The 12,707-nt window shown below is 39.5% G+C and carries 9 protein-coding genes; 8 read left to right on the top strand and 1 reads right to left on the bottom strand.

Annotated features, from left to right (window positions below; translation table 11 throughout):
• Positions 1-10: 10 nt before the first annotated feature.
• The 4 genes from ftsY to WDA22_06505 all read left to right on the top strand — a co-directional run bounded on the left by ftsY (position 11) and on the right by WDA22_06505 (position 5,794).
• Complete coding sequence (gene ftsY / locus WDA22_06520) at positions 11-964, top strand: signal recognition particle-docking protein FtsY (GenBank protein MFA5833113.1); 954 nt, start codon at positions 11-13, stop codon at positions 962-964.
• Positions 961-1,974 carry a dipeptide epimerase gene (locus tag WDA22_06515; protein MFA5833112.1) on the top strand — a complete coding sequence of 338 codons (1,014 nt, stop codon included), beginning with the start codon at positions 961-963 and terminating at the stop codon, positions 1,972-1,974. The genes ftsY and WDA22_06515 overlap by 4 nt, the downstream gene beginning before the upstream one ends.
• Complete coding sequence (gene mutL, locus WDA22_06510; GenBank protein ID MFA5833111.1) at positions 1,974-3,815, top strand: DNA mismatch repair endonuclease MutL; 1,842 nt, start codon at positions 1,974-1,976, stop codon at positions 3,813-3,815. Before WDA22_06515 ends, mutL begins: the two co-directional genes overlap by 1 nt.
• A gap of 311 nt (positions 3,816-4,126) precedes the next feature.
• Positions 4,127-5,794 carry a methylmalonyl-CoA mutase family protein gene (locus tag WDA22_06505; GenBank protein MFA5833110.1) on the top strand — a complete coding sequence of 556 codons (1,668 nt, stop codon included), beginning with the start codon at positions 4,127-4,129 and terminating at the stop codon, positions 5,792-5,794.
• A gap of 78 nt (positions 5,795-5,872) precedes the next feature.
• On the opposite strand, the gene WDA22_06500 is transcribed toward WDA22_06505, so the two are convergent.
• Positions 5,873-6,901 carry an STELLO glycosyltransferase family protein gene (locus tag WDA22_06500; protein ID MFA5833109.1) on the bottom strand — a complete coding sequence of 343 codons (1,029 nt, stop codon included), beginning with the start codon at positions 6,899-6,901 and terminating at the stop codon, positions 5,873-5,875.
• Positions 6,902-6,965: 64 nt separating this feature from the next.
• Between WDA22_06500 and WDA22_06495 the strand changes: the two genes are divergently transcribed.
• From WDA22_06495 to WDA22_06480, 4 genes are all read left to right on the top strand, one after another.
• The gene (locus WDA22_06495; GenBank protein ID MFA5833108.1) at positions 6,966-7,721 is read left to right on the top strand and encodes a glycosyltransferase; all 756 of its coding nucleotides are present in this window, start codon (positions 6,966-6,968) and stop codon (positions 7,719-7,721) included.
• 3 nt (positions 7,722-7,724) lie between these two features.
• Positions 7,725-9,761: an NAD-dependent epimerase/dehydratase family protein gene (locus tag WDA22_06490; protein ID MFA5833107.1), complete on the top strand. Its 2,037-nt coding sequence runs from the start codon at positions 7,725-7,727 to the stop codon at positions 9,759-9,761.
• The gene (locus WDA22_06485; GenBank protein ID MFA5833106.1) at positions 9,761-11,431 is read left to right on the top strand and encodes a M14 family metallopeptidase; all 1,671 of its coding nucleotides are present in this window, start codon (positions 9,761-9,763) and stop codon (positions 11,429-11,431) included. Before WDA22_06490 ends, WDA22_06485 begins: the two co-directional genes overlap by 1 nt.
• A gap of 71 nt (positions 11,432-11,502) precedes the next feature.
• Complete coding sequence (locus WDA22_06480; GenBank protein MFA5833105.1) at positions 11,503-12,705, top strand: ATP-grasp domain-containing protein; 1,203 nt, start codon at positions 11,503-11,505, stop codon at positions 12,703-12,705.
• Positions 12,706-12,707 lie beyond the last annotated feature (2 nt).

The following is a 12,707-nucleotide window of genomic DNA, read 5'->3' as shown; positions in this document are numbered from 1 at the left end:
AGGAAACACATTGGGATTTTTTGATTCATTAAAATTTTCACGCCTCAAAGAAGGATTAGCGAAAACCAGGAATTCACTTGTTGCGAAGGTCAATCGTTTGATCTTTGCGAAAGGAAAGATTGATGAGGAATTTTTATCACAGTTAGATGAGATTCTCATTTCGAGTGATGTGGGGGTTGATACTTCGCATCGTATTATTGAAAGCATAAAGAAAAAAACGAAAGAGCATAAGTACGAATCGCAGGAAGAATTAAATGAACTTGTCCGCACGGAAATTACAAACGCGCTTGTGTTGAATTCTTCTAACGCGAAAGATCCGTTTGAATTTCCTCCGCATACCAAGCCATACGTGATTATGATTGTTGGTGTGAATGGTGTGGGAAAAACAACCACGATTGGAAAACTTGCACACAACTACAAAACGGCAGGGAAGAATGTGTTGATTGGTGCCGCCGATACATTTCGCGCCGCTGCTAATGAACAGTTGGAAGTATGGGGAAAACGCGCTGGTGTAGAAATTATTCAACAGCTCCACGGTTCTGATCCAGCTTCTGTTGCATTCGATACGGTAAAAGCAGCCCAGTCTCGCGGAGCTGATGTAGTGATTATTGATACTGCAGGGCGGCTGCACACGAAAACAAATTTGATGGAAGAACTAAAGAAGATTAAACGTGTTATCACTAAAGTCAGTGCCGAAGCTCCGCAAGAAGTTCTTCTCGTATTAGATGCAACGACGGGACAAAATGCAATTCAACAAGCGAAACTCTTCAACGAAGCAGTAGGATTAACAGGATTGATTATTACAAAATTAGATGGGACCGCAAAGGGAGGAGTAATCTTTGCTGTGAGTAATGCGTTGAAAGTACCGGTGCGATTTATTGGTGTAGGGGAAAAGATTGATGATCTTCAACCGTTTGATGCTGAAAAATTTGTTGAAGCACTTTTTGAAAAGGAACAACAATGAATATTACCTGGAAGCAATATGATTTGCAGTTAAAACATACCTTTCGTATTTCCCGAAGTGCGCGCGATGTGGCTCCGGTGATTATTCTTCAGATAGAACATGATGGCATTATCGCATACGGAGAAGCTTCTCCCACAAAACGGTACGGTGAGAGTCTTGAAACAATCGCTGGTTTTTTCAAAAAATTAAATTTTTTGCCATTTGAATCTCCTTTTCAATTAGAAGAAATCTTGACGTATGTGGATTCAGTCGAACAGGGAAACACATCGGCAAAATGTGCTGTTGATCTTGCTCTCCATGATTGGGTTGGGAAAAAACTTGGGATTCCTCTCTATCAATTATGGGGGTTAAATCCTGCAAAGACGGCGCAATGTTCATTCACCATTGCGATTGATTCCAAGGAAGTAGTTGAACAAAAAGTTCGTGAAGCAGAAGAGTATCCGATCCTCAAAGTAAAAGTTGGTTTGGATAATGATGAAGAGATGATTAATACAATTCGAAAGATTACCGATAAGGTATTATATGTTGACGCCAATGAAGGATGGAAGGATAAACACCTTGCGTTGGAACGCCTGAAATGGTTGAAAGACCAGAATGTTGAATTCGTAGAACAGCCGATGCCCGCCGATCAATTTGATGACCTGAAATGGCTGCGCGACAAATCGGATATACCGTTGATTGCCGATGAAAGTGTCCTTCGTTTGAGTGAAGTTCCTAGACTTGCCGAAGCATTCGACGGGATCAACATTAAATTGATGAAATGCACTGGTGTGCGTGAAGCAATGCGAATGATCAATACAGCGCGTGCTCTGAATATGAAGGTGATGATGGGGTGTATGATTGAAACGGCTGTAGGAATTTCTGCCGGAGCACATTTGTCTCCTTTGCTTGATTATGCAGATCTAGATGGAAACGTATTGATTTCCAATGATCCATTTGATGGCGTGCGAAATATTCGCGGTGAATTGAAATTGAACAATCAGCCTGGACTAGGAGTGACACTGAAATAGTGAGTACAAGTATCATCAACATATTACCTGATCATTTAGCCAATAAAATTGCAGCAGGCGAAGTTGTACAACGTCCTGAATCTGTCGTAAAAGAATTGCTTGAAAATTCCATTGATGCCGGTGCTACTTCAATCGCAATCATAATAAAGAATGCGGGTAAATCCCTTATCCAGATAACCGATAATGGAAAAGGGATGAATGAAGAAGATGCGGTGAAGTCTTTTTACCGTCATGCGACCAGTAAAATTTCTTCTTACGAAGATCTTGAAAATATCCGCACGCTGGGATTTCGAGGAGAAGCGTTAGCGTCGATTGCCGCCGTTGCACAAGTAGAATTACAAACAAGGCGAACGGATGACGCGGTAGGAACGCTCTTGAGAATTGAAGGGAGCGAGATTAAAGAGCAATCAAAAGAAGCCCATCAAACCGGGACAACTATCAGTGTTAAAAATCTTTTTTATAACACACCGGCAAGAAGACAATTTCTCAAATCGAACAATACTGAATTCAAACATATCTACGACACGATTCAACGCCTTGCACTTTCAAAGCCAGAGATCGCTTTAGAATTCGTCAGTGATGAAGATACCATCCTTGCACTGCCATCACAATCATTAGAAGAACGATTAAAGAGTCTTTTTGGGGATAGACATTTCGCTACGTTGATTCCGGTGAGTGAATCAACCGAATTATTATCCATTACAGGCTTCATCGGCAAACCGGATTTTGCACGGAAGTCAAAAGTAGACCAAAGTATTTTTCTCAACAATCGATTCATCGTTAGTCGTTCGATCAATCACGCAATCTTTTCCGGGTATGAACATTTGGTGGAGAAGGGGAATTTTCCATTCTTCTTATTATTTATTGAACTTGATCCCCATAAAGTAGATGTAAATGTTCATCCATCAAAAATGGAAGTGAAGTTTGCCGATGAACAAAGTATTTATCGTATTGTCATGTCCGTTGTTCGAAAAGCGCTCGGAGGAAGTGATATTACTCCAACGGTAGAATTTCAGCGGAACACTGATAATTTTTCTTCTCTGAAGCATACGGCAATACCGCGATTCTATTCTGACATTCCTCTATCATCCGTTCCGTTATTTGGATACAACGAACAGAAAAAACCTGCATCGTTTGAAAACGAAGAGATCCCGTTTGATTTGACGACGAAATTGGATCAGATTTTCGCACAAACTCCTGCATCAGAAACAATTCCTCCTGAAGACACACAAACGCAGTTCCAGCACGGTACGCGCGACAGTGAAGCCCTGGAAGGAAAAGGAATTTGGCAACTGCATAATAAATATATTCTCACACAGATCCGTTCCGGTTTGATGATTATCGATCAACACGTTGCGCATGAACGGATATTGTATGAACGTGCTTTAACACGAATGAACAATGCTGTTCCGTCATCACAACAACTTTTGTTTCCTCAGACGATCCAACTGCCGTCCGGTGATTATACATTGACGAACGATCTTTTGCCATTTCTCAATTCTATTGGTTTTGAGACAAAACCATTTGGGAAAAATACTTTTGTACTCGAAGGAGTTCCACCGGAAGTGAAAGCGGGAACCGAAGCGAATATACTGCAAGATATTCTCGATGAATTCAAGAACAATCAATTGCGTGTAAAACTTGATGCTAGAGACAATATTGCTAAATCGTTCTCCTGTAGAGCAGCGATTAAAGCAGGAGAGAAATTAAGTGAAGTGGAAATGCGATCGTTGATTGATCAGTTATTCGGGACATCAATGCCGTATGTTTGTCCACACGGTAGGCCGGTGTTGATCAAATTATCGTTAGCAGAATTAGACAGACGTTTTTTTAGGACATGAACGAATGAAGATTATCACCGTGCATTGTACAGCAAATCCCGAAAAACGCAATGAACTTATTGCGTTGTGTAAAAGTAAGATTGCGTTATCCAAGAAGAAAATAGATTCATTTTCTATGAAGAATGGAATGACCAATCTGATATCGAGCTTCATAATTCTACAAAACATATTTTGGAATTTCAGTAGAAATTCAAGAACTTTATCAACTGTGACGCAATAGTGACTGTTTATCAAGCAGGGTAAACGGAGAATATTTCGATCACCATTCGAATATTCAAACAACATCGATCAAACATATCGGAGAGATATCAATGGCAACGTTCAACGATCCGCAGGCAATTTCAGATGCAACCAAACAACACAATGCGAAGGCTGCTTCGTCCAAAACGCGGAATGTTAAGTTTACGACCGTCAGTGGAGAGCCGGTAAATCTATTATACACACCGGAAGATGTGAAAGAGATCAACTATCTTGCAGAGATAGGATATCCTGGTGAATTTCCCTACACACGTGGGATACACAACACAGGCTATCGTGGAAAATTATGGACAATGCGCCAATTTGCCGGGTTTGGAACGCCTGAGGATACAAATCAGCGATTTAAATACCTTTTGGAGCATGGACAGACAGGCCTTTCGACCGCGTTCGATCTACCGACCCTTATGGGACGTGATGCCGATGATCCGCTTTCAGAAGGGGAAGTTGGTATTTGTGGTGTAGCGGTCAGTTCTCTGGCGGATATGGAGATTCTTTTCAAAGGAATTCCTCTCGATCAAGTGACGACTTCCATGACCATTAATGCACCTGCGGCAATGATTCTTGCCTTTTATATTGCAGTCGCTGAAAAACAAGGAGTGAAATCTTCTGTTCTTCGTGGGACTATTCAGAATGATATTCTTAAAGAGTACATCGCACAAAAAGAATGGATCTATCCGCCGAAACCTTCTATGCGGATCATTACCGATATGTTTCAATATTGCGCGAAAGAACTTCCGCAATTCAATCCTATCTCTGTGTCTGGCTATCACATACGTGAAGCAGGTTCAACCTCAGTACAGGAGCTTGCATTTACATTGGCAGATGGATTCGCGTACATCGAAGCGGGAATTGCTGCTGGAATGGATGTTGATGAATTTGCACCCCGCATATCATATTTCTTCAATTCCCATTTGGACTTTTTTGAAGAGATTGCCAAGTTTAGGGCTGCGAGAAGGATTTATGCAAAACGGATGAAATATAAATATGGAGCGAAAAATCCAAAATCGTGGACACTTCGATTCCATACACAGACTGCTGGTTGTACGTTAACCGCACAACAACCTGAAAACAACATCGTCCGGACTGCCATTCAGGCATTAGCGGGCGTGTTAGGCGGTACTCAGTCGCTTCATACAAACTCTATGGATGAAACACTTGCACTTCCTTCAGACAAAGCAGTCAAAATTGCACTTCGTACACAACAAATTATTGCAGATGAAACTGGTGTTGCAAATATGATTGATCCTTTGGGCGGCAGTTATTTTGTAGAATCACTCACCACAAAAATGGAAGAGGAAGCAGAGCAATATTTTGAGAAGATTGAAATGCTCGGGGGAGTGATTCCTGCGATTGAACAAGGATTCTTCCAGCGTGAAATTGCGGAAGCTGCTTACCGTTATCAGCGTGAGTTGGATACAAAAGAAAAAGTAATTGTAGGCGTGAATCAGTATATAGAGGAAGATGAAAAGATTGATATTCCAATCCTCGCAATTTCACCAGAAGTAGAAATTCTCCAAAAGAAACGGCTGGCTGAACTGCACCAAAGCAGAAATCAAGAGGCAGTGAAGAATGCTATGTCTGCATTGAAACAAGCAGCTTCGGATGGTTCTAACTTAATGCCTCACTTACTGAATGCAACGAGAAATTATGTTACACTTGGAGAAATGTGTAATTCGTTGATCGAACATTTTGGAATCTACGAAGAACAAGCGGTATTCTAAAGAAGAGAAATTATGCTTTACAAAAATGGCGAAAAGAAAATCTCTTTTCGCCATTTTTTTTATACGCTACAACGAAAATTATTGCAGATCTTCCAGCCATGCATTGAGGATAGGAAGTTCTTCATCCTTCAGAATGTTATTCTCAACGAGTGCATTATAACAGCATAAAAGATTTTCTTGAATATTTTCCTTACCATTTTTCAGATTCAGATCAGTTAAAATGCTAATTATTTTTTTATCATTTAGGTATCCACTGATTTCATCCTGAAAATCTTTGATCAAACTATGTTCATTCCTGTCTTGATAAACTGTAGCATTTCCAAAACTTAATCGAGCATCAATAGTCCAAAGAATTCTTTGAGCAATATAACTTCGAAAAATGTCCGTCATACGAAATGAACAAGTGGAAGGGAGATACAACAGAGGAAATACTTCCTTAAACCAGACTGTGTTTTGCGAATTGAACGGACACCAGGAATATGCATCGAGAGCCACATTTTGCTTTAAATCATTAAAGTCCAATTCTTTGTTGATGACGAGCCGATAGACAGCATCAACATCGGGATTTTTGTTTGCAAGATATTGTTGAATGGGGCTATAGACCGATGTTACTTCACCGAGCTTTGGAACTTCTTTCGTCACCAGATCGAGCGGAAATCCTCGAGGCCAAATATGTTCAGTAGTAAAGTAGCGGTAGACATTTACCCAACCAATATGAGACACTAATTGCCCGGTAATTTTTTTGGAGAACTTGCAATGATAATTTTCCTGCGGATAATTATCATCATCTGTTTCCATAATCAGTTCAGCATTGTTTTTAATTGCGAGAATATAACCAATATTTTTTCGGGTATAATGATTAAAGGGGAGAACCGATGTTATCTTAAAGGGTAATTGCTGTTGTTGATCTGCTGTATAATACCCCCCTTTGAATTGCTTTTCCTTTTGATACTGGGAGAACAATTCAGTCAGTTCGGGTTTCGTTTTTTTATCCCCCACAACTATGAATTCTACACCGTTCTTTGAGCAATGAATTCCGTATTCCTGCAGCGCTCTGTTAAGAGAACCAATGGTGGTGATGATCAGTGATGTTTTGCCTAAGTTCATAATTTTTCAATGTTTTACAGTAATTAATGAAAAAAATAATTAAATTTACCGTAAGAACAAAACGTTGGAGGCAATTATTCTTACCGGAATGTATTACAATCATTGGGCAATTGTTATCCCGATGGCAAATGAGGAACAAGATTTTCAACCGTTTATCGAACGGATGAATTTTGTGCTGGATACACTGAATCCAGGGAAAGTATATTTCATCGTTGATACCGTATCAAAAGATAAAACATACGAACTTTGTCTTGATCTGCAGAAAAAAAATAACCGTTACGAAACGGTGTGGTGTCCACAGAACAAGAATGTTGTCGATGCATATATTAACGGACTGCGCGTAGCGTATGATGCCGGGTATGATATTATCATTGAAATGGATGCAGGTCTTTCGCATGATCCTCGCGCTATTCCTATGTTCCTTCGTGTTTTGAATGAAGGGAATGAATGTGCTTTTGGAAGCAGGTTCATCAACGGCGGATCAATAAACGGTTCTCCCTTCAATCGATGGTTTTTATCGAAAGCCGGAACGTTTCTTGCAAATATATTGCTCGGAACCAAGTTAAAAGATATGACATCAGGATTTCAAGGATTTCATCGCGATGTTGTCGGCCGTTTTATTAATTATCCTTTTAAATCCAAAGCACACTTCTATCAAACAGAACTCCGGTATTTATTACGGAAGCGGAGGATTGCAGAAATACCAATCCATTATGTCGCTCCGTCTCCGAGGGTATCATCAAACTCAATTAAAAATTCTTTATCGACATTACTGTATTATTTCCTCCGCAGAATCAGATTCCAATCAGTTGAATTATAATCAATGAGAGAAAAGGTCGTTGTCACCGGCGCATCAGGTCATATCGGCTTCCATGTTGCAAAATATTTATGCGACTTGGGGTATGAAGTTCATTTGTTAATTCGTAAAACAAATGCAAACACTGAAATTCTGAAGAGGGCTGGTGCTGTTGTACATATTGTTGATCTTTTTAAACCAGAATCATACCGAGAAATATTTCAAAATACCGCATCGTTATTTCATCTTGCGGCAGAGAATACCACGGATACATCTGATGAAAGCCGAGTCATTCAAAATACAGTGACACTTGCACAGAGCGTTCTTACCACCGCAGTCGAATCAAACGTAAAAACCATTGTCTACACAAGTTCAGTTGTGGTGTTGGGACGTTCTTCTGATCCGAATACACTGATTACAGAACATGACAAAAACCTTTTTCCAGAGAGTCCTTATGTTAAAGGAAAGATTCTGGCAGAGGAATTTTGTGAATCATTAATTAGAAATGGCTATGATATTCGCAGAATTTATCCTTCATGGGTTGTAGGATCTCATAATGTAAAACTGACTCCTCCGCATACCATTATTCAAAATGTTTTGTTGAAAGGACAACCCTTTTATTTTGACGGTGGAATATCTATAGCAGATGTTCGAGAAGTGGCAAAAGGACATGTTCTTGCTTGGACAAAGGGATTACCGCAATCACAATATATACTTGGGGGGGTGAACGTAACTTTTTTGGAATTGTATTCCCGATTAGCAAAGCTCAATAGAAGATCGATACCAAAAATAGAAATACCAAAATGGATTATATATCTTGGCGCGTTCGTTGCAAAATTATTATTAGGGAAACGCTCTCCAATAGATCCGCAATATGTTCAATCAATTATCGGAAATTACAGTTGGTATGATTCTTCAAAAGCGATGAAGGAAATTGGTTACACTATTCCTTCGGTTGAATCAACACTTACCGAAGGAGTAAACGAGGTTCGATATCATCTTGCCGGACTCACCTGTATTCTTCAACATTCTGATACTGAATCCTTATCAAGGAAAAAATATGCGGATGGTGATGTTCTTTTGATCACAGGATTCCCCGGATGGTTAGTCAATAGAATGATCGATATTTTTATGAATGGAGATCGCAAAGGTGACTATGCCATTCATCGAAAAGTGCGATTACTTGTCTTACCATCGTTCAAAAACATTCGACTTGATCTTCCGGATAATTATGAAATAGTGTATGGTGATCTGCAAAACAAAGAGACGCTTTTGAGTGCACTGAAAGGAGTAACGACAGTATACCATTGTGCAGGCGTAATTTATCCTCCGAAAATACAAACGTTGTATGATGTGAATTGGCTTGGAACAAAAAACCTTGTGGATGCTTGTATTAAAATTGGGGTGAAGAGGATAATATATATGGGGACGGATAGTATTTGTGGATTCGGAAGAGAAAAACGGATTTTTGACGAAAACACAAAATCAATACCATACAAGAATTACGGAAAAAGTAAATATCTTGCAGAACAATATATTTTTGATAAAACCGCTGAAGGTGTAATAGAAGGGACTTCGCTTCGGGGATTTTGGTTCTTTGGTCCCTACATGCCGTTAAGAAATCAAACTCTTATCAGAATGATGAAATGGAAACGTCAGATCATTTTCGGAAACGGAAAAAATTACCGTAGTCTTACGCATATCGACAATGTTATTCAAGCATTTATTAAGAGCGAAAAACTGCCTGCAACAATCGGAAAATGGTATTGGATCTCCGATAAAAATTATGCAACGACTGTAGATAATATCTTTATGCATATGGCAGATACATTGGGCGAACTATATCGTCCGTTGTATATCCCGAATTTCATCTGTTCTATCTTTTCTATTATTGATGTTCTATTGGGAAAAACAGGAATGCTTAATTCGACGATCCATGCAGCTGGAAAATTTCATAAAGATATCGCCGGGGAACATTCTCCAGCTGTTCGTGATTTTGGATATGAACCAATCGATACGTTTGAATATTTCAAAAAAGATGTTGAACATTTTTATTTTTCATGATGAAATCGAATTGGATCACATATTTTGAAAAGTCTGGACTGATTGGTTCTCCACGATATGAAGAATCGATGGCATACTTCCGACAGTTTGAAAACACGACCCCATATGCAAAAATGTTTTCAATCGGTTTGTCTCCACAGGGACGGTCAATTGAATGTCTCGTTATTTCATCGAAAAAAGAGTTTACTCCTCAAAAAGCGAAAAGAAGCGGAAAGGCGGTTGTCCTTATCCAAAATGGAATCCATTCCGGTGAAATCGAGGGAAAGGATTCCAGCATGTTGTTGCTACGTGACATTCTCATGACAAAGGAGAAATTCCATCTTCTTGATCATGTAATCCTTCTTGTTATACCGATATTGAATGTTGACGGTCATGAACGCATCAGCAAATTCAATCGGCCGAATCAGAATGGACCCGAAGAGATGGGGTGGCGCACAAACAGCTTGAATTTAAATCTTAATCGCGATTACATGAAGGCTGATACACCCGAGGTGAGAGCATTTTTGTCATTATTCAATACATGGCTTCCCGACTTTTTTATTGATAATCATACAACCAACGGAGCAGATTATCAATATAATATCACCTATGCACTTGAGAAATGCGGAAATATTGATGCAGGATTATCGAAGTGGGGAACAAAACAATTTCTTCCATCTATCCTGAAAGAAGTAGAAGAGAAAGGATTTTTGACAGCACCGTATATTGAAATGAGAAAAGAGCGCCTTGAGGACGGAATAATTGACCCGCCGGCTAGTCCTAGACTTTCTACTGGTTACACCGCTGTTCAAAACAGACTTGGTCTGTTAGTGGAGACTCACTCACTGAAGCCATTTGAGAACCGTGTTCGTTCAACTTTTGCAATGAATGTGGCCGCTTTAGAATTTCTTAATAAGCATTCAAAAAGTATAAAGTTGTTGAATAAAAAAGCCGACGCGGCATCTTCAAAGATAAAAACCTTGCCGGTAAAATTCGAATTAACAGAAAATTATAAATCCTTTTTTTTCAAAGGTTACGAGTCTTTTGATGAAGAAAGTCCTATTACTGGCGCAGGTGTCGTTCGCTATACAAAGACAAAGACAGAGTTTGAACTTCCATTCTTTGATGACGTCCAAGAAGTAAAAACAATTCAGGTTCCAAAAGCATATATCATTCCAAAAGAGTTTGTTCACTTTATTAGTATACTTAAAATTCACGGAATAGAGGTAAACCAACTTCCACAACAAAAAGAAATTACAGTGGAGCAATATGAGTTCTGGGAATCGAAATTCTGGAACAGACCATATGAAGGACGTTATTGCGTTGATGTTAAATGCAGAGTCATCAAAACAAGAAAACAATTTCCCAAAGGTACATTTTTTGTCCCTACTGATCAAAGGACGAGACGGGTCATTGTCAATTTATTAGAACCGGAAGCACCCGATTCATTTGTCAGCTGGGGATTCTTCAATGCATATTTTGAGCGAAAAGAATATGCCGAAGCGTATGTTATGGAACCGATAGCACAAAAAATGCTTGAATCAGATGAATCGTTACAGCAAGAATTTCAAATGAGTTTGGAAGATCAGGTTTTTAGAAATGATCCACATGCTCGGTTAGAGTTTTTTTATTGGCGCTCTCCATATTTTGATACTAACGAAAAGAAATACCCGATTTATCGGATGGTCTGATGTTCGGTAATGATTAACCCTTCGCAAGTTTTTAATCTTTTGTTATATTGAAAGAGACAACAGGGAATGATATGGCAAAAACAATTCTGTGCATTTCAAGTTACGAAAAAGGTCAGGAGTTTCTTCGTCAGGCAAAACGCGAAGGATGGAAGGTACTGTTGCTGACGTCGAAAAGCTTGGAATATGGAGACTGGCCAAAGGATCATATCGATAATATTTATTTCATTCCCGATGTCAACAAAGAATGGCATATGCCCGATGTCATTAATGGTGTCAGTTATCTTGCCCGTACAGAACAGATTGACCGAATTGTCGCGCTGGATGATTTTGATGTAGAGAAAGCGGCAACATTACGCGAACATCTCCGCGTTGGTGGTATGGGTGAAACCACCGCACGATATTTTCGCGATAAGCTTGCAATGAGAATGAAAGCGAGAGAATCTGGGATCAACGTACCTGATTTTGTCGGCATCTTAAACTATGATCGTATCAGAGAATTTCTTGGAAAAGTTTCTCCTCCATATGTATTAAAACCACGCCTTTCCGCCGGTGCGATCGGAATAAAAAAAATTCATCATGCTGAAGAATTATGGCGAAAACTTGACGAATTGGGAGACCAGCAGTCATTTTATTTATTGGAGAAATTTGTACCGGGAGATATTTTCCACGTGGATAGTATTTTGGTGAACAAAGAAGTATTGTTTTCCATTGTCAGCAAATATGGATTACCCCCTATGGAAGTTTCTCATGAGGGACGAGTATTTATGACAAGAACAGTTGAACGGGGAAGTGACGATGAAACTGCACTTCAGAAATTGAATAGATCTGTTTTACCGATGCTGGGATTGCTTCAAGGTGTTTCGCATACAGAATATATTAAAGCACATGGAGACGGAAAAATTTATTTTCTGGAAACCTCTGCACGAGTTGGTGGTGCCCATATTGTAGAACTAATTGAAGGGGCCACAGGGATGAATCTTTGGGCAGAATGGGCAAAACTGGAAACGACTGAAAATGTGTCAACCTACATACCCCATCCTCAAAGAACGGAATATGCAGGACTCATGGTTTCATTGGCGAAACAGCAGTGGCCGGATTTGTCTTCGTATAATGATTCTGAAGTAGTGTGGAAGATCAATAAAGAGTTTCATGCAGGTCTTGTGGTACGATCCCCAAAATTTGAACGAGTAGAAACTTTATTGAACAGTTATACAGATCGGTTTTATAATGACTTTTTTACATCTGCACCTCCAAAAGAAAAACCGTCTTATTAAAT

The sequence above is a fragment of the Bacteroidota bacterium genome (genome assembly GCA_041658205.1).
Taxonomy (GTDB): Bacteria; Bacteroidota; Ignavibacteria; order UBA10030; family UBA8401; genus UBA8401.
This window is presented reverse-complemented; position numbering and strand designations above follow the sequence as displayed.